Origin of the sequence: Microbacterium sp. APC 3901 (assembly GCF_030407765.1) — a bacterium.
GTDB lineage: Bacteria > Actinomycetota > Actinomycetes > Actinomycetales > Microbacteriaceae > Microbacterium.
In genome coordinates this window covers 194,548-215,734 of sequence record NZ_JASDCU010000004.1, presented here as the reverse complement: position 1 = coordinate 215,734, position 21,187 = coordinate 194,548, and the positions used below count along the sequence as shown (strand labels likewise).

25 protein-coding genes are annotated in these 21,187 nt (G+C 68.1%); 7 read left to right on the top strand and 18 right to left on the bottom strand.

Annotated elements, in window-relative coordinates; translation table 11 throughout:
- Positions 1-5: 5 nt before the first annotated feature.
- From QMA07_RS05565 to infC, 5 genes are all read right to left on the bottom strand, one after another.
- Positions 6-674, bottom strand: a complete 669-nt coding sequence (locus QMA07_RS05565; protein WP_290160498.1) for a response regulator transcription factor — start codon at positions 672-674, stop codon at positions 6-8.
- A gap of 76 nt (positions 675-750) precedes the next feature.
- On the bottom strand, positions 751-1,563 hold the full coding sequence (locus QMA07_RS05560; protein ID WP_290160497.1) for an RNA methyltransferase: 813 nt from the start codon (positions 1,561-1,563) through the stop codon (positions 751-753).
- 102 nt (positions 1,564-1,665) lie between these two features.
- On the bottom strand, positions 1,666-2,052 hold the full coding sequence (rplT, locus tag QMA07_RS05555; RefSeq protein WP_029262486.1) for a 50S ribosomal protein L20: 387 nt from the start codon (positions 2,050-2,052) through the stop codon (positions 1,666-1,668).
- Between the two features lie 32 nt (positions 2,053-2,084).
- Positions 2,085-2,279 (bottom strand): 50S ribosomal protein L35, encoded by a 195-nt coding sequence (gene rpmI, locus QMA07_RS05550; protein WP_036278714.1) that lies wholly within the window; start codon positions 2,277-2,279, stop codon positions 2,085-2,087.
- A gap of 72 nt (positions 2,280-2,351) precedes the next feature.
- Positions 2,352-3,002, bottom strand: a complete 651-nt coding sequence (gene infC, locus QMA07_RS05545; protein ID WP_079113185.1) for a translation initiation factor IF-3 — start codon at positions 3,000-3,002, stop codon at positions 2,352-2,354.
- Positions 3,003-3,234: 232 nt separating this feature from the next.
- Between infC and QMA07_RS05540 the strand changes: the two genes are divergently transcribed.
- Positions 3,235-3,633, top strand: a complete 399-nt coding sequence (locus QMA07_RS05540; protein WP_042536542.1) for a DUF1844 domain-containing protein — start codon at positions 3,235-3,237, stop codon at positions 3,631-3,633.
- Between the two features lie 48 nt (positions 3,634-3,681).
- Here QMA07_RS05540 and QMA07_RS05535 read toward each other — a convergent pair whose 3' ends face one another.
- A complete protein-coding gene (locus tag QMA07_RS05535; protein WP_290160496.1) occupies positions 3,682-4,521 on the bottom strand; it encodes an SseB family protein in 840 nt (279 codons plus the stop codon).
- Complete coding sequence (priA, locus tag QMA07_RS05530; protein WP_290160495.1) at positions 4,505-5,251, bottom strand: bifunctional 1-(5-phosphoribosyl)-5-((5-phosphoribosylamino)methylideneamino)imidazole-4-carboxamide isomerase/phosphoribosylanthranilate isomerase PriA; 747 nt, start codon at positions 5,249-5,251, stop codon at positions 4,505-4,507. Before priA ends, QMA07_RS05535 begins: the two co-directional genes overlap by 17 nt.
- A gap of 751 nt (positions 5,252-6,002) precedes the next feature.
- Here priA and QMA07_RS05525 point away from each other — a divergent pair.
- On the top strand, positions 6,003-6,920 hold the full coding sequence (locus tag QMA07_RS05525; RefSeq protein ID WP_290160494.1) for an AAA family ATPase: 918 nt from the start codon (positions 6,003-6,005) through the stop codon (positions 6,918-6,920).
- 13 nt (positions 6,921-6,933) lie between these two features.
- Here the strand turns inward: QMA07_RS05525 and hisH are convergent, their stop codons facing one another.
- The 4 genes from hisH to QMA07_RS05505 form a co-directional block, all read right to left on the bottom strand.
- Positions 6,934-7,575: an imidazole glycerol phosphate synthase subunit HisH gene (hisH, locus tag QMA07_RS05520; RefSeq protein WP_290160493.1), complete on the bottom strand. Its 642-nt coding sequence runs from the start codon at positions 7,573-7,575 to the stop codon at positions 6,934-6,936.
- On the bottom strand, positions 7,572-8,189 hold the full coding sequence (gene hisB / locus QMA07_RS05515; RefSeq protein WP_290160492.1) for an imidazoleglycerol-phosphate dehydratase HisB: 618 nt from the start codon (positions 8,187-8,189) through the stop codon (positions 7,572-7,574). The genes hisH and hisB overlap by 4 nt, the downstream gene beginning before the upstream one ends.
- Entirely contained in the window at positions 8,186-9,280 is a 1,095-nt protein-coding gene (locus tag QMA07_RS05510; protein ID WP_290160491.1) for a histidinol-phosphate transaminase, read from the bottom strand. The genes hisB and QMA07_RS05510 overlap by 4 nt, the downstream gene beginning before the upstream one ends.
- A gap of 90 nt (positions 9,281-9,370) precedes the next feature.
- Positions 9,371-9,733 (bottom strand): LysM peptidoglycan-binding domain-containing protein, encoded by a 363-nt coding sequence (locus QMA07_RS05505; RefSeq protein ID WP_290160490.1) that lies wholly within the window; start codon positions 9,731-9,733, stop codon positions 9,371-9,373.
- Positions 9,734-10,014: 281 nt separating this feature from the next.
- Between QMA07_RS05505 and lexA the strand changes: the two genes are divergently transcribed.
- Both lexA and QMA07_RS05495 read left to right on the top strand, forming a co-directional pair.
- Positions 10,015-10,701, top strand: coding sequence for a transcriptional repressor LexA (lexA, locus tag QMA07_RS05500; RefSeq protein ID WP_290160489.1), 687 nt, complete (start codon positions 10,015-10,017; stop codon positions 10,699-10,701).
- Between the two features lie 107 nt (positions 10,702-10,808).
- Positions 10,809-12,668 carry a prolyl oligopeptidase family serine peptidase gene (locus QMA07_RS05495; RefSeq protein ID WP_290160488.1) on the top strand — a complete coding sequence of 620 codons (1,860 nt, stop codon included), beginning with the start codon at positions 10,809-10,811 and terminating at the stop codon, positions 12,666-12,668.
- On the opposite strand, the gene smpB is transcribed toward QMA07_RS05495, so the two are convergent.
- The 3 genes from smpB to ftsE form a co-directional block, all read right to left on the bottom strand.
- Complete coding sequence (gene smpB / locus QMA07_RS05490; RefSeq protein WP_042536531.1) at positions 12,669-13,145, bottom strand: SsrA-binding protein SmpB; 477 nt, start codon at positions 13,143-13,145, stop codon at positions 12,669-12,671.
- 85 nt (positions 13,146-13,230) lie between these two features.
- Positions 13,231-14,145 carry a permease-like cell division protein FtsX gene (ftsX, locus tag QMA07_RS05485; RefSeq protein WP_290160487.1) on the bottom strand — a complete coding sequence of 305 codons (915 nt, stop codon included), beginning with the start codon at positions 14,143-14,145 and terminating at the stop codon, positions 13,231-13,233.
- Positions 14,142-15,203 carry a cell division ATP-binding protein FtsE gene (ftsE, locus tag QMA07_RS05480; protein WP_290160486.1) on the bottom strand — a complete coding sequence of 354 codons (1,062 nt, stop codon included), beginning with the start codon at positions 15,201-15,203 and terminating at the stop codon, positions 14,142-14,144. The genes ftsX and ftsE overlap by 4 nt, the downstream gene beginning before the upstream one ends.
- 138 nt (positions 15,204-15,341) lie before the next feature.
- On the opposite strand from ftsE, the gene QMA07_RS05475 reads away from it, so the two are divergent.
- Positions 15,342-16,757 (top strand): DUF2510 domain-containing protein, encoded by a 1,416-nt coding sequence (locus tag QMA07_RS05475; RefSeq protein WP_290160485.1) that lies wholly within the window; start codon positions 15,342-15,344, stop codon positions 16,755-16,757.
- Positions 16,758-16,917: 160 nt separating this feature from the next.
- Here QMA07_RS05475 and prfB read toward each other — a convergent pair whose 3' ends face one another.
- On the bottom strand, positions 16,918-18,027 hold the full coding sequence (gene prfB, locus QMA07_RS05470; RefSeq protein ID WP_290160484.1) for a peptide chain release factor 2: 1,110 nt from the start codon (positions 18,025-18,027) through the stop codon (positions 16,918-16,920).
- Between the two features lie 107 nt (positions 18,028-18,134).
- On the opposite strand from prfB, the gene QMA07_RS05465 reads away from it, so the two are divergent.
- The gene (locus QMA07_RS05465) at positions 18,135-19,367 is read left to right on the top strand and encodes an MFS transporter (protein WP_290160532.1); all 1,233 of its coding nucleotides are present in this window, start codon (positions 18,135-18,137) and stop codon (positions 19,365-19,367) included.
- Positions 19,364-19,918, top strand: coding sequence for an NUDIX domain-containing protein (locus QMA07_RS05460; RefSeq protein ID WP_290160483.1), 555 nt, complete (start codon positions 19,364-19,366; stop codon positions 19,916-19,918). The genes QMA07_RS05465 and QMA07_RS05460 overlap by 4 nt, the downstream gene beginning before the upstream one ends.
- Before the next feature lie 24 nt (positions 19,919-19,942).
- On the opposite strand, the gene QMA07_RS05455 is transcribed toward QMA07_RS05460, so the two are convergent.
- Genes QMA07_RS05455 through QMA07_RS05445 form a run of 3 tightly spaced genes read right to left on the bottom strand, consistent with a single transcriptional unit; the run spans position 19,943 to position 21,184 of the window.
- Positions 19,943-20,353 carry a hypothetical protein gene (locus QMA07_RS05455; RefSeq protein WP_290160482.1) on the bottom strand — a complete coding sequence of 137 codons (411 nt, stop codon included), beginning with the start codon at positions 20,351-20,353 and terminating at the stop codon, positions 19,943-19,945.
- Positions 20,350-20,784 (bottom strand): TadE family protein, encoded by a 435-nt coding sequence (locus QMA07_RS05450; RefSeq protein ID WP_290160481.1) that lies wholly within the window; start codon positions 20,782-20,784, stop codon positions 20,350-20,352. The genes QMA07_RS05455 and QMA07_RS05450 overlap by 4 nt, the downstream gene beginning before the upstream one ends.
- A complete protein-coding gene (locus QMA07_RS05445; RefSeq protein WP_290160480.1) occupies positions 20,774-21,184 on the bottom strand; it encodes a TadE/TadG family type IV pilus assembly protein in 411 nt (136 codons plus the stop codon). The genes QMA07_RS05450 and QMA07_RS05445 overlap by 11 nt, the downstream gene beginning before the upstream one ends.
- Between the last annotated feature and the right edge of the window lie 3 nt (positions 21,185-21,187).

Below are 21,187 nucleotides of genomic sequence, written 5' to 3'. Positions count from 1 at the left end.
GACGGCTACCCGGCCAGCCGGTAGCCGACACCACGGACGGTCTCGATCAGATGACGCTGGCCCGCCTTCTTGCGGATCGCGCCGACGTGCACCTCGAGAGAATGTCCGAAGCCTCGCCAGTCCGTGTTCCAGACCTCACGGATGAGGCGCTCTTTCGGCACGGCCACTCCGGGGTATCGCGCGAGCACCGCCACGATGTCGAACTCCTTGCGGGTGAGCTCGATCGGAGCCCGTTCGATGAGCACCTGACGAGCGACGAGGTCGATCTCCACATCGCCGTCCTGCAGCCGCACGCGCGCCTCGGACTCCGGCCGAACCGGCCGCGAACGTCGGGTGACGGCCTCGATGCGCGCCAGGAGCTCGTGCACGTCGTACGGCTTGACGACGAAGTCGTCGGCACCGGCCCGCAGCCCTCTGATGCGCTCGGTGACCTGGTTGCGCGCCGTCACGATGACGATCGGCACCTCGGAACGACCGCGGATCCGGCGGCAGAGATCGATGCCGTCGACATCGGGCAGACCGAGATCGAGAAGCACCACCTCGGTGTCCGCACCCAGCATCTCGAGGGCGGACGCGCCATCCGCTGCGCGCACGGTCGCATACCCGGATCGCGCGAGGAACGCCTCGAGGGCGGCGGCGACGCGCTCGTCGTCCTCCACGATCAGAATCTGCATCGACCCTGGATCCCCTTCTCCGCTCGAGCTGGGACAAACTTACCAGCAGCGTGAGAGACCGCCTGGCCGACCGCGGTCAGGCGGAGGATGCCGCTCGCTGCGCGAAGGCGCTCTCGTAGAGGCACACGCTCGCTGCTGTGGCCAGATTCAAAGACTCTGCCCGACCGAAGATCGGCAGCTTCAGCACCTGATCGGCCTGAGCGAGCGCTTCCTCCTCGAGCCCGCGCGCCTCGTTGCCGAACAGCCACGCGGTCGGCTTCGTGAGGACTCCATCTGCGCGTGCGCGGAGAAGATCCTCGCCCTTCACATCCGCGGCGAGGATCTGCAGACCGGCTGCGTGCGCCTTCTCGACGACATCGGCGAGCTCGGCTCCCACCGATACCGGCAGGTGGAACAGCGACCCCGTCGTGGCGCGCACGACTTTGGGGTTGTACGGGTCGACTGTGCGTCCGGTGAGCACGACCGCGTCCGCTCCCGCCGCGTCGGCGGCCCTGATGATCGTGCCGAGGTTTCCCGGGTCCCTGATCTCCTCACAGATCGCCACGAGACGCGGGGACCCCGCGAAGATGTCGCGTACCGAGGTCGGTGCCTGCCGAACGACCGCGACCAGGCCCTGAGGCGTGACCGTGTCGGCCATCGCGTTCAGCACATACTCCGTCACGTACTCGACGTCGATGCCGGCATCCGATGCCATCGCACGGATGTCCGGATGCTTCTCCCATCCGGTCGGCGTCGAGAACAGCTCGACGATCGCCTCGGGGCTGTAGGTCAACGCCTCTCGAACCGCCTGCGGTCCTTCGAGGAGGTAGAGGCCTGTCTCTGCTCGCGCGCTGCGCTTGGTCAGCTTGGCGACGGCACGGACTCGGGGCGAACGGGGGTTCTCCAGCACGTTCACAGTCTAGAGAACGGCAGAGCCGTTCCTGCGCACACGTCGCATGAACGACAGAGGACGCCCTCCCGAAGGAGAGCGTCCTCTGTGGCGAAGAGCTGCTTACGCGGCTGACTTCGGAGCGTTGACGTCAGAAGGCAGAGCCTTCTTCGCCGTCTCGACCAGCGTCGTGAAGGTCGCTGCGTCGTTGACCGCGAGGTCGGCGAGCATACGACGGTCGACAGTGACACCCGCGAGACCGAGGCCCTGGATGAAGCGGTTGTACGTGATGCCGTTCTGGCGTGCAGCTGCGTTGATGCGCTGGATCCAGAGGCGACGGAAGTCGCCCTTGCGCTTGCGACGGTCACGGTACGAGTAGACGAGCGAGTGGATGACCTGCTCTTTGGCCTTGCGGTACAGGCGCGAACGCTGACCGCGGTAACCCTTTGCGCGCTCGAGGATGACCCGACGCTTCTTGTGGGCGTTTACCGCCCGCTTGACTCTTGCCATTTTCCTGTGTTCCTATTCGTGCGTCGGGCGCGTCAGCGGCCGAGAAGCTTCTTGGCCGTCTTGGTGTCGGCCTTCGAGAGCACCTGGTCCTGGTTCAGGCGACGGGTGCGCCGGCTCGACTTGTGCTCGAGGTTGTGGCGCATACCGGCCTGCTGCTTCTTCAGCTTGCCGCTGCCGGTGATCTTGAAGCGCTTCTTAGCACCCGAGTGGGTCTTCTGCTTCGGCATCTTCTCTTCCTTCGTATGGCGCCTTCTCAGGCGACGGTGTCAACCCGCGGTGCGGGAGTCTGGGGGCGGGAGTTACTCCGCTGCGGCCTCGGCCGGTGCGTCGGTGTCGCTCTTGGCTTCGCGGGCGGCCTGCTTGTTCGCTGCGCGCTGGGCGTCGCGAACCGCGTTCTGCTCCTGCTTGGCCTCGGACTTGCTCTTGAGCGGAGCCACGATCATGACCATGTTGCGACCATCGATGGTCGGGTTCGACTCGACCGTTCCGAGCTCGGCGACATCCTCAGCGAACTTGCGGAGAAGGCGAACGCCCTGCTCGGGGCGCGACTGCTCGCGTCCGCGGAACAGGATCATGGCCTTGACCTTGTCGCCCGCCTTGAGGAAGCCCTCGGCGCGCTTGAGCTTGGTCGTGTAGTCGTGCGCCTCGATCTTCAGGCGGAAGCGGACCTCCTTGAGAATGGTGTTCGCCTGGTTGCGGCGAGCCTCCTTCTCCTTCTGGGCTGCTTCGTACTTGAACTTGCCGTAGTCCATGATCTTGACCACGGGCGGCTTCGAGTTCGGTGCGACCTCGACGAGGTCGAGGTCGGCTTCCTGCGCAAGGCGCAGCGCCGCCTCGATGCGGACGACGCCGATCTGCTCACCCGCGGGGCCGACGAGGCGGACCTCGGGGACGCGGATGCGCTCATTGGTGCGGGGATCGCTGATGCGTAACTCCTTAGACGATGGGATTCAGCCACCAGGATGCAGTCAGCATCCCGGGCGAAATCAGAATCGTCCCCCACCCACCGGCATTCAGACGCCGGCTCCGCACCCTGCCTGCCGGATGAGTCTCGTGACGCGATCCGGTGGAGTGCAAGACCCGGTAGCCTGGAACGGCAAGCGCGGGTGGGAAGTGAATCCTCTTTCGTGCCGGAGCATGACGCTCCGGAGCCCGACACAGTCTAACAGAAGGCAAGGCGAAGTGACGAACCAGGCATCGGATGAGGCTGCACGCGAGCGCGAAGAGCGCTGGGCACGGCAGGAGGAGGCGGCGTCTTCGGCCACTCGCGACATCGCAGACGTTCCGGCGGTCGAGGTCATCACGACCGCGGCCGTGCACCTCATGAGCGCGGCAGCGGTGAAGCTCGGCCTCGCCGACGACCCGCACGCGGCAGAGCAGCTCGATCTCGACGAGGCTCGCAAGCTGATCAACTCCCTGGCCGGTCTGATCACCGCCGGAGCACCGGAGATCAGTGACATGCACGCGCGCTCGCTGCGCGACGGGCTGCGCTCGTTGCAGCTCGCGTTCCGTGAGGCATCGACCATCCCGGACCCGATCGGCAAGGGCCCGGGCGAGAAGTGGACCGGGCCGGTCAACTAGCCGGCCCGCCCCGCGTGGACTGACCGGCCGGCGACATCGTCGCGCCGGTCAGGCCGAGCGGCGCAGCTTCACCGTGAGCGAGTCCACGAGCACGGCGATGCGATCGTCTGCGGCCCACCGCTGTGCGAGGCGTGCGAGCACGGCGTCGAGCACCTCACGCTCGAGGCCGTCGACGAGCTCGAGGATCACCACGATCTCGGGGCCGCGCAGGCGTGCATCGGGGTCCCCTGGCGCGACGGACACGTCTATCACTGCGAGCTCGTGCGCGACGCTCGCCTGCAACGCGCCGAACACCTCGGGCGAGAGGAAGCTCGGCTCCCACCCATGACCCTGTGCGACCGCCCACACCGCCGGACGACGCAAGACGAACTCCGTGTCGGACGTCGGATCGAGCACGATGAGGTCGGTGTCGTCCGCGGACGCCGCAAGTGCCGCGCGCGTGGCTTCCACGGGGATCGGTCGAGCGGATGCGTCCCAGCGCTGCATCGCCTCGACCGAGGAGAACACGGGCTGCACACGGCGGCCATCCGGCGCGGCCACCGTGACGATGGAGAGCTCCTGCGTCTTGTCGACTGCGAGACCGTTGGGAGCCACGCCCTCCTCGCCCTTCTCGGCGACGAGGGGGATCAGCACTCGCGCCGTGCGGAAGGCATCCACCACTTCGGCCTGAGCAGCGTCTCCCGCACGGAAGCGCAGGAGGGCATCGAGGAGAGCAGGGTCGGCGGAGCCGTCGTCGGCCGCGTGCGGGTTCGACTCGAAGCTGCGCCCCTCCCAGGGCACCCCTGCGGAGTCGCCGCGGTTCGGCAGAGCCGAGCTCGACGAGGCGCGGTCGTGTGAGTCATGACCCGGTGAGCCATGACCGCAGGCGTCGTCAGTCCCCTGCGACATCCAGAGCCTCAGCCAGCGTGAACGCTCCGGCATAGAGCGCCTTGCCGACGATGGCACCCTCGACCCCGAGCGGAACCAGTTCGCGCAGCGCGGCGATGTCATCGAGATTCGAGATGCCGCCCGATGCCACCACGGGCTTGGGAGTGCGCGATGCGACCTCGCGGAGCAGCTCGAGGTTCGGTCCCTTGAGTGTTCCGTCCTTCGTGACGTCGGTCACGACATAGCGGCTGCAGCCGGCATCCTCGAGGCGCTCGAGAACCTCCCAGAGGTCTCCGCCCTCCTTCGTCCAGCCGCGGGCGGCGAGGGTGGTGCCACGGACGTCGAGCCCCACGGCGATCGCCTCGCCGAAGCGGCCGATCACGTCAGCCGCCCACTCGGGGTTCTCGAGCGCAGCCGTACCGAGGTTGATGCGGCTCGCGCCGCTCTCGAGCGCTGCCTCGAGCGTCGCATCGTCACGGATGCCGCCCGAGAGCTCGACGTTGACGTTCTTGAACTGCTTGATGACCTTGCGCAGGATCGGGGCATTGCTGCCGCGACCGAATGCCGCATCGAGGTCGACGAGGTGAATCCACTGCGCACCCTGCGCGACCCACTCCCCCGCTGCGTCGAGCGGATCGCCGTAACTGGTCTCGGTGCCGGCCTCACCCTGAGTGAGACGGACCGCCTTGCCTCCGGCGACATCGACGGCGGGGAGCAGAGTGAGAGAAGGAGACTGCGCGAAGTCGTTCATGACGTCCTCAGGTGAGATGGATAGCCGATTCACCGGCACGAGAATCGACACTAGCCCGCGTATCCGTCCGCTCCAAAACGATGACAGCAGAGAACACCGGGTGCCAGGCGGTAGCCTCGATGACGCCCCTGTTCGGTCTGTGAGGAGATGTCGTATGGTTCGCGATGCGGAAGCGCGAGGAGGCGGACCCCTGCGACGCGGGAATGCGCTGCCTCCCGAGACTCCGGATGACGGCGCACAGCCGCCGGTCGCACCAGACGAGATCCCCGCCGGCACAGAGCAGCGGCCGCTGGCAGTCGGCTCCCCGCCGACTCCGCCTGCGCCCGGAACGCGCGCGGCCGCGGCGGCAGCATGGGCGGCGGCATCCGCCGCGACTCCGCCGACGGGCACTCCGCGAGTGGGCAGCCCCTCGAGCCCGATCGCCCGGCCGCCGGCCGCCCCGCCGACCCCCGCAGCCCCGGCGACGCCCTCGAATCCGGGACCTCCTCCCGCCTTATGGTCGGAGCCGCAGCGCCCCGTCGCTCGCCGCGCTGAGGATCATCCCGCGGCGCAGACTGCGACGCCGGCCCCGAGCACCCCGCCGACGCCGACACCTGCGCCGACGAACGCCGTGCCGCAGCCCCAGGCCCCCGGCGTACCGCCCGCGCCACCGCTGCCGCAACCGACCAGTGCTGGTCCGGCGGCCCCGAACGCGGCCGCCGCCGAGTCCGCGTCTTCGGCATCATCGCGTCGCCAGCAGCGTGAACAGGGCGTGGGGCGCCGCTCGTTCCTGCAGGAGGAGCGGCGCGAAGAGCCCGCACGTCAGGGCGGGCGTGGACTGCTCAACCGCGTCGGGTTCTCCCTCGGACCCAACGCACGCGAACGAGCGGTCCGTGACGACGAGCACGCGGTGAGCCGTCATTGGCCTGGGCCGCGCACCGTCGCGGTCGTCAACGGCAAGGGCGGAGCGGGCAAGACGCCAGCCACCGTGCTGCTGTCAGCGGTCTTCGCGCAGTACGGCGGGGCCGGGGTTCTGGCCTGGGACAACAACCAGACGCGCGGCACGCTCGGATGGCGGACCGAGACGGGAGCGCATGACCGCACGCTGCTCGAGCTGCTTCCGCAGACTCAACGCCTGCTGGGAGCCCAGGGGCAGTCTGCGGACCTCGCCCACTTCGTGCATCACCAGCCGCAGGAGAAGTACGACGTCCTGCGGTCGAAGCCGGTCCGCCTCGCGCACGAGAACCGACTCCGGCCCGCCGACGTCGACTCCATCCACGCGATCGCGGCCAAGTTCTATCGCCTGATCATCATCGACTCCGGCAACGACGAGTCCGATCCCATGTGGCTGCGGATGATCGACCTCGCCGACCAGATCGTCGTCGCGACGACGACGCGAGACGACCATGCCGAAGCGGGGGCTCTGCTGCTCGAGGCTCTCGAGGACCGCGACGAGCGCTCAGCCCGCCTCGCGCGAGAGTCGGTCGTCATCGTCAGCCAGGCGGATCCGAAGGCGTCGCCCGCCGAGGTGACAGACGTGATCGCGGGCTACCAGCCCCTCGCGCGGGAGGTCGTCGGCATCCCCTTCGACCGCGAGATGGTCGACGGCCACCTTCGTCTTCGCGCACTCGCAGCGCCGACCCAGCGATCCTGGCTGTCGGCCGCGGCAGCCGTCGCACGGGGCTTCTGAGAACCCGCGGGGCTCAGGCTCGCAGGCTGTCTACCCAGTTGCGGAGCAGCTGGATCCCGGCCTCGCCCGATTTCTCCGGGTGGAACTGTGTCGCTGAGAGCGGCCCGTTCTCGACGGCGGCGAGGAACGGATCTCCGTACGTCGACCACGTGAGCACCGGCTGCGGGAACGGCGGAATGACATCGAGCTCCCACGACTGTGCGGCGTAGGAATGCACGAAGTAGAAACGCTCGTTCTCGATGCCTTTGAACAGCACGGAGTCGGGGCCCGGCTCGACCGTGTTCCACCCCATGTGCGGCAGCACGGGCGCGTTGAGTTCGGTGACCGCTCCCGGCCACTCGCCGAGCCCCTCGGAATCGTGGCCGCGTTCGACGCCGTGCGCGAAGAGAACCTGCATGCCGACACAGATGCCGAGCACGGGGCGTCCGCCGGCGAGACGACGATCGATGATCTCGTCGCCGCCGTGAGCGTGGAGCGCGTCTCGCACGGCCTGGAAGGCACCGACACCGGGTACCACCAGACCGTCTGCCTCGAGCGCCTCCTTGCGATCGCGAGTGAGAACCGCGTCGGCGCCCGCTGCGACGAGGGCCTTCACCGCTGAGTGGACGTTGCCCGACTCGTAGTCGAAGACGGCGACTCTGGGGGCCGAGCTCACAGCGCACCCTTCGTCGAGGGGATGCCGTCGACCAGCGGGTCGAGCGCTTTGGCCTGACGGAACGCCCGAGCGAACGCCTTGTACTCGGCTTCGGCGATGTGATGCGGGTCGCGCCCTCCGAGCACGCGCACGTGCACCGTCAGGCCGGCGTTGAAGGTGATCGCCTCGAAGGAGTGCCGCACGAGCGACCCCGTGAAGTGGCCTCCGATGAGGTGGTGCTCGAAGCCGACAGGCTCCCCCGTGTGAACGAGGTACGGGCGACCTGAGATGTCGACGACCGCCTGGGCGAGCGCCTCATCGAGCGGCACGAGCGCATCACCGTAGCGGGAGATCCCCGACTTGTCGCCCAGCGCCTCGCGGATGGCCTGACCGAGGACGATCGAGATGTCCTCGACCGTGTGGTGTGCGTCGATCTGCGTGTCACCGGAGGCGCGCACCGTGAGGTCGGTGAGCGAGTGCTTGGCGAAGGCCGTCAGCATGTGATCGAAGAACGGGACCGACGTGTCGATTCGGCTCGCACCGCTGCCGTCGAGGTTCAGCTCGAGCTCGACGGTGGACTCGGACGTGCTGCGCACACGCGTCGCGGTGCGCGGGGTCTGGGCGGGGGTGCTCATGAAGCCGATCCTATCGAGGCGAGAGCATCGAGGAATGCGGTGGTCTCCACCTCGGTACCCGCAGTGACACGCAGGTGGCCGGGGATCCCGACGTCACGGATGAGGACGCCCTGAGCGTAGAGCTGTCTCCAGACCTCGCCCGGCTCTGAGACCCCGCCGAACAGCACGAAGTTCGACCAGGATTCGTGAGGCGTGTAGCCGAGGGCCTCGAGCGTCGCGGAGATGCGCTCGCGCTGCTCCACGATCTCGTCGACCATGCCCAGCATCACACCGGAGTTCCGCAGCGCCGCCACGGCCGCCGCCTGAGTGAGAGCACTGAGGTGGTACGGAAGACGCACGAGTCGCAGGGCGTCGATGAAAGCAGGATCCGCTGCGAGATAGCCGACGCGCGCACCGGCGAACGCGAACGCCTTGCTCATGGTGCGAGACACCGCGAGCCGCGGGCGTCCTTCGAGCAGGCTGAGGGCGGACGCCGCGTCTCGCGGCGCGAACTCCTGGTAGGCCTCGTCTACGACCACGACTCCTGTCGATGCTTCGTAGACCGCCTCGACGACGTCGAGGCCGAGCGGAGTCCCCGTCGGATTGTTCGGGGAGCACAGCAGGATGACATCGGGGTCGACATCCCTGACCTGCGCCGCCGCTTCGTCCGGCGTGATCGTGTAATCGGGCTCCCTCGTTCCCGCAACCCACCGGGCTCCGGTCCCCTGCGAGATCAGCGGGTACATCGAGTAGGTCGGACTGAAGCTGAACGCCGTGCGACCCGGCCCCCCGAAAGCCTGCAGGATGTGCTGAAGCACCTCGTTCGACCCGTTGCCCGCCCAGATCTGGGTGGCGTCCAGGCCGTGGCCGAGGTACTCGGCGAAGCCCTCGCGCAGCGCGGTGAACTCTCGATCCGGGTAACGGTTGACATCTCGGAGCGCCACCGCGATGTCGTCGAGGATGTCACTGGCCACGGCATCCGGAACCGGATGGGTGTTCTCATTGACGTTCAGCGCTATCGGAAGCGGCGCTTGAGGTGCTCCGTAGGGCGTGAGCCCGCGGAGGTCGTCACGAAGCGGAAGGTCGTCCAGTGATGCAGTCACCCTTCCCATGGTAGGCCGCGTTGGCCTCACGGGTGCCCGTGACGACGGAGTGTGAAGACGAACCCGCCGCTCGGCTGTATCGACCAGCGCACCCGGGGCTCACTCCGAGTACTGTGCCGGAATCGCCAGTTCCTGACCGATCTGCAGCGACCCGCCGCGCAGAAGGTTCAGACGCGTGATGTCGCCGATCACGTCACGCGGGTCGGCACCGGGTGCGATGCTCTCGGCGATCGACCAGAGAGTGTCGCCGGGCATCACGGTGACGGTCGCGAACGACGCCGTCGTGGTCTGCTCACCCGAGGCCATCGCGCTGCCGCCGCTGAGCGCCGCGAACGCGATCCCGACCGCGAGGGGCACCGCCGCGACCGCGAGCACGAGGCGTCGACCACGCACCGTCAGCCGGAGCCGCGTCGCCGGACGAGCCGGAAGGACTGCTGCGCTGCTGAAGGTGATGGTGCTCATGTCGTGCTCCTCTGCATCTACCGCGTGGGCGGTGAAGTTGGCGTAGCGTTCGCATCCGCGCCTCGGCCGGGAGCCGTGGATGCGAAGCTACGTACCGAAGTTATCTTCGAATTCGAACATCTGTCAAGCGTTCTTCGAAACAGAAGTGCGAGAATCGGCCGACACGCTCGAACAGATCTTCCACATCGACGCGTTTCTCGGATACGGTTTCGATAGGAACACCCCACCACGGGCCTCCGACATTCGAACTGAGACGCCGGAACGCACACCTGAGGAGCACCATGAGCGACAACTCCGCCCCCGAGGCCGATGCCCCGCGCACTCGTCGCCGGAAGAGCCTGAGCCCCAAGCAGATGGCGATCCTCGAAGTCATCCAGACGTCGATCAGTCAGTACGGCTACCCGCCGAGCATGCGCGAGATCGGCGACGCCGTCGGACTCAAGTCGCTGTCCAGCGTGACCCACCAGCTGGGCCAGCTCGAGCTCAGCGGCTACCTGCGCCGCGATCCGGGCAAGACCCGCGCGATGGAAGTGCTCATCGACCTGCCGGGCGCGAGCGGCGAGAATCCCGCCGATGTCGCGACTCCCGTCGGAGACGCCGCGCTGGTTCCGCTCGTAGGGCGCATCGCCGCCGGCGTTCCGATCACGGCCGACCAGCAGGTCGAGGAGATCTTCCCGCTCCCCCGTCAGCTCGTCGGCAAGGGCGACCTGTTCATGCTCAAGGTGTCGGGCGAGTCCATGATCGACGCCGCGATCTGCGACGGCGACTGGGTCGTCGTCCGCTCCCAGAGCAGCGCCGAGAACGGCGAGATCGTCGCCGCGATGCTCGACGGCGAGGCTACGGTCAAGGTGCTCCGGCGACGCGACGGCCACACTTGGCTGCTCCCCCGTAACTCCGCGTTCGAACCGATCCTCGGCGACGAGGCGGTCGTTCTGGGGAAGATCGTCGCGGTGCTGCGCTCCGTCTGACGCCGCCGCGCGGAGCTCGTGAGCCACGCGCTCGCGGAGTCCCTGAGGTCCTCCCCTTCGACCACCCTCGCGCACCGCTGCGCTCCGCTGCACCATAGGCTCGAACCATGTCGTCGCCGTTCGGTACCTGGCCCTCCCCGTTCACTCCCGACCGGATCGCCGCGTCGTCTCCGAGGATCGACGGCGCCGCCTTCGTCGGCGGTGACATCTGGTGGGGCGAGTCGGTGCCTTCCGAGGGCGGGCGCCTGACCGTGCGCAGCTCCAGCGGGGCCGAGATCCTCCCCGCCCCCTGGAGCGCTCGATCGCGGGTGCACGAGTACGGCGGCGGGGCGTGGACGGCGGACGCCGAGGGCACGCTGTTCTTCGTCGATGCCGGAGATCAGCGCGTGCATCGGATGCGGCGCGGGGGCGACCCGGTGCCCCTCACCCCCGCAGGGCCGGCGCACGGCGGCCTGCGCCTGCAGAACGGTCGCCTGTTCGCCGTCCGGGAGGACCTCTCGGTCGATCCTCACCAACGCGGGATCATCGAGATCCCGACCGACGGATCAGCCGCCGATGAGCCGGCACTGTTGACGGTCGTCGTGCAGGGCGAGTCGTTCTACGCGCATCCCGCGCTCTCTCCGGACGGGACCCGCATCGCATGGGTCGAGTGGTCCGGCGCACAGATGCCGTGGCAGCACGCTTGTCTGGTGCTCTCTGACGGCACCCGATACACCGAGATGCCCACACGGGCGGCCCTCCAGCCGGAGTGGACCCACGACGACGAGATCTTGTACTCCGATGACCCATCGGGACGCTGGGCGCTGCACCGCCAGCGCCTGGACGGGCTGCGAGCGCTCAGCCCCGCCGAGCGGATCGACCACGTGGACGCCGACACCGGATACGGGCTCTGGGTGCTCGGCAACCGCTGGTACCGACCGCTCGCCGACGGTCGCATCGTGGCTGTGCGCACGAACGGACGCGACGAGGTGGTCGTCATGGAGCGGGACGGCAGCCCCCGCCTCATCCGCGTCCCCGCCGACGGCCATGTCAGCGTCGACGATGTCGCGGGCTCCCGCGTGCTGCTATCCGGCAACAGCTCGTCGACAGCCCCCGGCGTCTGGTGCGTCGACGTCGACTCCGGCGACGTCGAGGTGATCGCGGGTGCGACGCCGGTGGATCCCCTGTGGATGCCCGCAGCATCCGAGATCCTGGTCGACGGCGCACACGGCCCCGTCCATGCCTTCGTCTACGAGCCGTTGAATCCGTCCGTGTCGGCAGCAGACGACGAGCTCCCTCCGTACATCGTGCTCGTGCACGGCGGCCCGACCGCTCACGTCACGGGCGCCGCGTCCGCGGCCATCGCCTTCTGGACGAGCCGGGGCATCGGCGTGCTCGACGTCAACTACGGCGGATCGACGGGCTACGGACGTGCGTATCGAGAACGGCTCGATGGCGGATGGGGTGTGGTCGACGTCGACGATGTCATCGCCGCGGCGCGCGGCCTCGCCGACACCGGACTCGCCGATCCCGACCGCATCGCGATCCGCGGAGGCTCGGCGGGCGGCTGGACGGTGCTCTCGTCCCTGGTGCGAGGCGGCACGTTCGCCGCGGGCATCAGCAGATACGGCGTGGCCGACCTGCGGATGCTGAGCGAGCACTCGCACGACTTCGAAGCGCACTACATCGAGGGACTGGTCGGGCCGCTGCCCGAGGCGGAGTCCGTCTACATCGACCGCTCGCCCCTCACCCACGTCGATCGAATCGACGTGCCGGTGCTGCTCATGCAGGGCGCGGAGGATCGTGTGGTGCCGCCGTCGCAGTCCGAGGCGATCCGAGACGCGCTGGCGCAGCGAGGCGTCGATCACGAGTACGTGCTCTACGCCGGTGAGGGCCACGGCTTCCGTGCGAGCGAGACCATCGTCGACGCTGTCGAGAGAGAGCTCGCTTTTCTCGGACGTGTGTTCGGCTTCACGCCCGCGCGCTGATCACTCTCCGACGCGATTGCGCAGGCGCATGGCGCGGTCGGCCTCGCGGGTGTCCTGACGCTCGCGCAGGGTCTGACGCTTGTCGTATTCCTTCTTGCCCTTCGCGAGGGCGATCTCGACCTTGGCGCGACCGTCGGAGAAGTACAGCTTCAGCGGGATCAGCGTGTACCCACCCGCGGAGACGGCATGCTGCAGCTTCGCGATCTCCTCGCGGTGCAGCAGCAGCTTGCGGACGCGCTTCGCGGAATGGTTGGTCCAGTGCCCCTGCGAGTACTCCGGAATATGCACGGAATCGAGGAAGACCTCGTTCCCCTTGACGAACGCATATCCGTCGCTCAGGTTCGCGCGCCCCTGGCGCAGCGATTTGACCTCGGTGCCGGTGAGCACCATCCCCGCCTCGTACGACTTCTCGATGTTGTAGTCGTGACGTGCGCGACGATTGGTCGCGATGACCTTCTCCCCGCGTTCCCTGGGCATGATTCTCTCCTGATCCGCGTCGCGCAGTGGTTCCAGAGCCCTGGTCGGGCGCACGACAGCCTGTCAGTCTATACCGGCGAGCCGGTCAGGTGCGAAGCCAGCGCCGGATCGCGAAGCCCGCCGAGAGCGCGGCCAGCACGACGCCGATGCCGATCAGCACCGGAACGACGACGACGGCATCCTGCATCGTCACCCACGTCGTGATGAACGGCACGCGCCCTCGCAGGTATCCGTCGACACCGAAATGCACTCCGGCGACGACCGCCGCACTCGCGAGCGCCGAGCCGAGGAAGGCCGCGAACACGCCCTCCAGCACGAACGGCGTCTGGATGAAGCGGTTGGAAGCGCCCACCAGACGCATGATCCCGATCTCCTTGCGCCTGGCATAGGCGGAGAGCCTGATGGTCGTGCCGATCAGCAGAATCGCGGCGATCAGCATCAGGGTGGCGATGCCCACCGCGATGTACGTCGCGACCGTCAACGCAGAGAAGAGCGGCTCGAGGTACTGCAGCTGGTCCTGCACCTGCTCGACGCCCGCGACGCCGTTGAACGCCTCGGAGATCACCTGCGACTGGCCAGGGTCCTTCATCGTGACGAAGAAGACCTCGAACGCCTGCTCGGGGGTGATCACGCTCGCCTGGTCCTCGCCGAGCTGTTCGACGAGCTTGGCGTAGGTGTCTTCCTTGGAGTCGAAGGTGACCTCGCTGATCAGAGGAGCGAGTCCCTCGCCCTCGAGCTGGGCCCGCACGGCGTTCACCTGCTCCTCCGACGCGCCCCCGTCCACGCAGGTGTCCTGCTCCGAGATGTCGGAGCACATGTACACGGCGACCTGCGCCCGCTCGGTCCAATAGCCGCGCATGGTGCCGATCTGCGCCTGCATGAGGATAGCGGCACCGACGAACGTCAGCGACACGAAGGTGACGAGCACGACCGAGATGACCATCGAGATGTTGCGTCGAAGACCCCCGAGGGCCTCGGTGAGGATGAGTCCGATTCTCATGACGTGGGCCCCACTTCTTCGGAGCCGTCATCGGACAAGCCGAGGCGATCGGCCACGCCGAGCTCCGCGACGTCGACCTGTGGCATCACGATGGGATGCGTCCGAGGCGCGGCCACGGCCTGGGCGTTCACCGACGGCTCATCGAGCACGGGTGGCTCGATCGGCGCAGCCTGCGCCTCCGGTGTCTCGGAAGCGGTCGGCACGGCATCCGCGGATGCTCCGGCAGCCTTGCGCTGAGCGGTGAGCTCCTCCGCGAGCGCCGCGCGAACGAGCGAGAGGTCGGCGGTCTGGCGCTGCACCTCCTGCACCGCGGTGAGGGCGGCCGCGGCTGCGGCACCGCGCACCTCCTCCGGCACCAGGCGAGGGATGTTCGACGTGTCGCCGTAGCCGCCGTGCACCTCGTCGCGCACCATCACGCCGTCGCGGAGCTCGATCACCCTGCGCTGCATCTGATCGACGAAGCCGGCCTCGTGAGTCGCCATGAGCACGGTCGTACCGCCCGCGTTGATCCTCGCGAGAAGCTGCATGATGTCGACCGACGTCGCGGGGTCGAGGTTTCCGGTCGGCTCGTCTGCGAGCAGCACCTGTGGGCGGTTGACGAGAGCCCGAGCGATCGCGACGCGCTGCTGCTCTCCGCCGGAGAGCTCGTGCGGCATGCGCTTCTGCTTGCCGTCGAGCCCGACCAGCGCGAGCGCCTCGGGGACGGCCTGCTGGATGAAGCCGCGTGATGAGCCCGTCACCTGCAGAGTGAAGGCGACGTTCTGGTAGACGGTCTTCGAGGGGAGCAGCCGGAAGTCCTGGAACACGGATCCGATGTGGCGCCGGAAATAGGGCACCTTGCGGTTGGCGAGCGAGCGCAGATCACGCCCCAGCACGGCGACACGTCCGGTCGTCGGCACGTCTTCGCGGAGGATGAGCCGCAGACAGGAGGACTTGCCCGACCCCGAAGCACCCACGAGGAAGACGAACTCCCCGCGCTGCACTTCGAAGTCGACATCGGACAGAGCGGGCCGTGAGGTCCCGCGATAGCGTTTTGTGACGTTCTCGAACCGAATCATGGCGGTTCGAGCCTAAGCGCGCCCGGTGATCTGCTCGCGAGCGACACCCCGCCCAGCCCCCCTGAGTGTCACACGGCACTGCTATACATGGAGGTGCCGATCCATGCCACCGCGTGGACGATACTCCGAGGGGGAACCATGACGACGCCTGCAGGCTGGTACGACGACGGATCCGGACGCCAGCGCTGGTGGGACGGCACCCAGTGGACCGAGCACTTCGCGCCCATCGTCGAGTCTGCGGAGCCCGCGGCAGCCGAGCACACCGGCGGTTCTGCCGGAGACCACGCTACGAGCACCGGTTCCGAGTCTGCGGAGAGCGCAGATCACGCCGCGTCCTCCGCGTTCCCGGAGTCCGCGGCCGACGCCGAGACCGCCGCGTCGATCGAGTCGGTCGCTGCCGTCGAGAGCCAGTCATGGAACGCCCCTGCGCCGTCCGACTCGGATGCCGCCGCACAGGCCCCGGTCGAGGCGCCTGCCGACGCGGTCGCAGATCATCAGCCTGAATCCTCCTGGTCGGCCTCGGAGACTCCCGTGGAAGCGCCCGGCAACGCGCCGGAACCTGAATTCACCGCTCCGGGAGGCGCGACGCCGTCCGACGGCACCGTGCCGCCGTATGCCGGGGGCGTGCCCTCCTATCCCGGTGCTGCGGCTCCCGCGCAGTCCCAGGAATACGCCGCGGCACCCGGGTATCCGGGGGCGGCGGCGCCGAGCTACCCGGGCAACGCCGCCTACGCGCCCGCAGGTCAGCAGTACGGTGCCCCCACGGGCTACCCGGCCGCGTACGGAGCGACGGCTCCCGCAGCACCGTCGGGCCCATCGATCCTCGGTCTCGTCGGACTCGGGCTCGCGGCGCTCGGCACGATCCTGTCCTGCATCCCCGTGATCTTCTGGCTCGGCTGGCTGCTGCTCGGCGTGGGCTTCATCGTCTCGCTCATCTCGCTGTTCCTCAAGGGCAAGAAGTGGCCGGGAATCTCGGGCCTCATCCTCTCGGTCGTCGGCGCGATCATCGCCGTCGTCATGTTCTTCGTCATCGTCTTCGCGACGGTGTCCGAAGCCGTCCGCGATCTGCCGACGGCACCCCCGTCGAGCGATTCGGACACCGGCACCGGAAGCGAAGACGAAGGCACCGGCACCGAAGGCGACGGCACGGGCACGCCCGAGGTCGTCGAGGGCGAGCTGGGTTCCCCCGTGCCGATCACCCAGATGACCGCCACCAGCGAGGTGACGATCCACTCGGCCACGTGGGCGACGAGCGACGGCTCGAGCATCCCGTCGACGAACGGCGGCTATGTGATCCTCGACGTCACCTTCACCGGCGTCTCGGGCACGAGCTACCTGAGCGCGTTCAACTTCGGCATCGAGACCGCTGAAGGCGTCGAAGGGACCTACGACTACTACGTCGACGGGATCGTCGCTGAAGAACTCGAGCCCGGCGACACGGTCGACGGAAAGATCACCTTCGACGTCGCGCAGAGCGAGTCCTACGACGTGATCTTCACCGACGAGCTCCTGCAGGAGGTCACCCGCATCACCGTCGTGCCCTCAGCCGGCTGAGACCGGCAGCGCGAAGACGATCATGACGAGCGTCGTGCCGGCCGGGCGGCCGGCACGACGATCAGCGGTGGCGGAACGGTTCGGCGTGGACGCAGTGATCCGCCACGCCGAGGTCACGGGCGCCCTCGACGGAGCTGCCCGCCGAGAACGGAGGGTTCGCTCAGTCCTCGTCTTTGCGCTTGCGCCAGCGGATACCGGCCGAGATGAACCCGTCGAGATCGCCATCGAAGACGGCGGCAGGGTTGCCCGACTCGTGTCCGGTGCGGAGATCCTTCACGAGCTGCTGACCGTAGAGGAAGTACGAGCGCATCTGATCGCCCCAGCTCGCCGTGATGTTGCCGGCGAGTTCCTTCTTCTTCGCGGCCTCCTCCTCCTTCTGGAGGAGCAGGAGCCGGGTCTGCAGCACGCGCATGGCCGCCGCGCGGTTCTGGATCTGCGACTTCTCGTTCTGCATCGACACGACGATGCCGGTCGGGAGGTGGGTCAGCCGCACGGCGGAGTCGGTCGTGTTGACCGACTGTCCACCGGGGCCCGACGAGCGGAAGACATCGACGCGGATGTCACTCTCGGGAATCTCGACCTCGGTCGCCTCCTCCATCAGAGGAATGACCTCGACCGCGGCGAACGACGTCTGGCGCTTGTCGGCAGAGCCGAACGGGCTGATGCGCGCGAGGCGGTGCGTTCCGGCCTCGACCGACACCGTGCCGAACGCATAGGGCGCATCGATCTCGAACGTGGCCGACTTGATGCCGGCGCCCTCGGCGTACGAGGTGTCGAGCACCTTGACGGGGTATTTGTGGCGCTCGGCCCAGCGCAGATACATGCGCATGAGCATCTCGGCGAAGTCGGTGGCGTCATCGCCGCCGGCGCCTGAGCGGATGGTGATGATGGCTGAACGCTCGTCGTACTCGCCGTCCATGAGCGTCTGGACCTCGAGCTGGTTGATGATCTCGGTGAGAGCGGTGAGCTCGGCACGTGCCTCGACGGCGGACTCCTCGTCGCCCATCTCGTTCGCGAGGCCCACCAGAACCTCGAGGTCGTCGAGCCGACGGCCGATGCCTTCGACCCTGGCGAGCGCGGACTGCCGGTGGCTCAGCGCGCTGGTGACCTTCTGTGCGCGTTCGGGGTCGTCCCAGAGGTCCGGCACGCCGGCTTCCTCACTGAGGCGCGCGATGTCGGAGCGGAGGGTCTCGACATCGATGACCTCGCGGATGTCACCGTAGGTGAGTCGCAGGGCCTGGATGTCGGCGGAGAGATCGAGTTCGAGCATGTCGCGTCCAGCCTAACGTGCCGCCTGCGCGGGCGGGTACGGCTTCGAACGGGAGTAGCGTGAAACGAGTGAGCAACGCATCCACGGTCCTGAGGCGGTTCGGGCCGATGGTGTATCTCCCCACCGTCCTCTTCTCACTAGGCGAAGGCGCTGTCATCCCGCTGATCCCCGTGATCGCGGCACGGATGGGCGCTGATATCGCGTTCGCCGCGCTCGTGGCATCCGCGCTCGTGGTCGGCCAGCTCTGCGGAAACCTCCCCGCCGGCTGGGCCGTGGGCCGCATAGGCGAGCGCTTCACGATGGTGATCGCCGGGGTGATCGCCATCGGTGCGGGCGTGGGAATGGTCTTCGCCCCCACACTCGGCGTGCTCGCGGCATCCGTCTTCCTCCTCGGCTTCTGCGCTGCAGCCTTCGGACTCGCCCGCCACGCTTTCATGACGACACGAGTGCCGATCGCGTTCCGTGCCCGCGCGCTGTCGCTGTTGGGCGGGAGCTTCCGCCTCGGGATCTTCATCGGGCCCTTCGTCGCTGCCGGTCTGCTGCAGCTGTTCGGTTCGGAGTCGGCGGCGATCTGGTTCTTCCTGGGCTGCCTCGTCGTGATGGTGCTGCTCGTGCTTCTCGGCCCGGACCCGGAGAAGACGATCGCGCCGACCACCGCCGTGCGGACCGCCGCGCTTGCGGATGATTCGGGCGAGCCCGTGACCGGTTCGATTCCCACCGCCGCACGCACGGGCATCTTCCGCACCATGTGGCAGCAGCGCAGCGTGCTCGGGCGGCTGGGGCTCGCCGCCGCCTCCCTGTCGGCCGTGCGGTCGGCCCGGCAGGTGGTGCTGCCGCTGTGGGGGCTGTCGCTGGGCCTGGACGCCTCGACGATCGCGCTGGTCGTCGGCATCTCGGGTGCGATCGACTTCGCGCTGTTCTATGCGAGCGGCCAGGTGATGGACCGGTTCGGTCGCCTCTGGGCGGCGATGCCCGCGATGGTGCTGATGGGCGCGGGGTTCCTCGCTCTCTCGTTCACCCATGATCTGGATGCGGCCGTGCTGTGGTTCGGCATGTTCGCCGCAGTGCTCGGAGTCGGCAACGGGCTCTCGAGCGGCATTCTGCTGACGCTGGGCGCCGACGTCGCCCCGAAGAGCGAGCCTGCAGCGTTTCTCGGTTCGTGGCGCACACTGACGGATGCCGGAGGAGCCGTCGCTCCCCTGCTGGTCTCGGCGATCGTCGCGATCGCCTCACTCCCGATCGCCGCAGCGGCCATGGGAGTGATCGGCCTCGTCGGTGCGGGTGGGTTCATCCGCTGGATCCCACGCTTCGTGCCGCGCGCCAAAGAGGAGGACTCATGACCACCGCCCTCGGCGCCGACATGCGTCGCCTGGTCGTCGGAGCAGCGTCGTCGACGGATCATGAGCGGGATGCTGTCGCGGACTTCGCGACCTTCTTCCGCGATGATCATGGTCCGGTATCTCGTGATGACGGGCCGGACCACGCCACGGCATCCGCACTCGTTTTCGATCAGACGCACACCCGCACGCTGCTGGTCTTCCACACCAAGGGACGGTTCTGGGTACAGCCAGGCGGGCACCTCGAGCCCGAAGACGCCTCGATCGCAGAGGCCGCTCTGCGCGAGCTGCGTGAGGAGACCGGTGTCGACGTGCCCGCTCTCGTCGAGCCCCTCGTCTACGACCTCGATCATCACCGGCTGTCTTCCGCCTTCGGTCGCTGCGCGTCACACCTCGACATCGGGATGGCTGTCGTCGTCGACGACGACCTCGAGCTCTTCGTGAGCAACGAGTCGGAGGACGTGCGCTGGTGGCCGATCGAGGCACTGCCGGCACAGGTGCCCGACGGGTTTCACGAGCGGGTGCGCAGGCTGCGCGATCGTCTGATGCGCTGACGCCGACGAGCTCGCGAACGACTGTCAGCGCAACGCCGTGCGACTCGTCCCTGTCGCCTCCAGCCGCACCGCGTCGGAGACGAACAGCGACACGAGCGGCGGACTCCACATGATCGCGACGGTCACCCGTGAAGAGTGGCCGTCGGGGCTCGACGCCGATTCCAGAGTCACTGCCGCAGGGAGTGCCGCAAGCAGCTCCTCGGCCTGATCTCTGACGCCCTGGTCGGTGAGATCGGCGCGAGCAGTCTCGCCGTCGACTGCCAGGGTGAAACCGTCCGCCCCGGCGAGCGCTGCCGCGTCGGCGATCGCATCGAGTCTCTTCTGCGAGATGTAGAGGTCTGTCGCGCAGATGCTCACGAAGATGAGGGCGAGGGCGAGCATCGCGTAACCGAGAGTCAGGAGCAGGACGCTCCCGTCGTCCTCCGCCCGCCTCACCCTCCGCCCCACAGACGAGACATCTTCTGCACCGCCGATCCCTCGACCCTGACGGACGCGGCCTCGTCCATTCCGAAGACCGCAGGGATGAGGGGCAGGGACACCGACGTCGCGACCGTGACGGTCACGGTCGCGCCGGCCGATGGGCATGTTCCCTCTGCGGGCACGCAGGTCACAGACACGTCGATCGATTCCGCGTCGATGCCGTACTGATCGGAGATGCTGGCGAGCACTCGCTCGCTCCGTACGGCTGCTGCGGCGGCATCCGGTGCGAGCGCGATCGCTCGTGCCGTGTGCCGTGCGGCGGCCTCGACGCCCAGCGTCTGCTCCTGGACTGCACCGAGAGCGATGATCAAGTACACCAGCGGCACGAGCAGGATGACGCCGACGGCGATGAACTCGAGCGCCGCTGAGCCGTCGTCATCGCTCATCGAACGACTCCTCCGGTGCATGCGCCTGCACCTCCAACGCGAACGGCACACCGAGAAGCCCGATCACGGGAAGCGTGGTGCGGATGCGCACCTCGATCGTCGGCTGAGCCAGCGCCATCGACCGAACCGCCGTCACGTCTTCGGCGTATGCCTCACCGATCGCCCGGGTGACGATCTCCCGTGCGCGCTCGGCTCCCTGATCTGTCGTGGTGTCGGCGAGCGCGGCGTGATAGGCGCCGTCGACCGCCGCGTCGTGCACGACGTTGCGGACGTAGACGGCGAGCGCCAGTTGCATCACGCCGAGGGTGAGGAGGGTGAGCAGCGTCCCCACGAGCACGAACTCGACCGGGCTCGATCCGCGGTCGTCCGCGACCGAGCGCCGTGACGGCCCGACGCACATCGG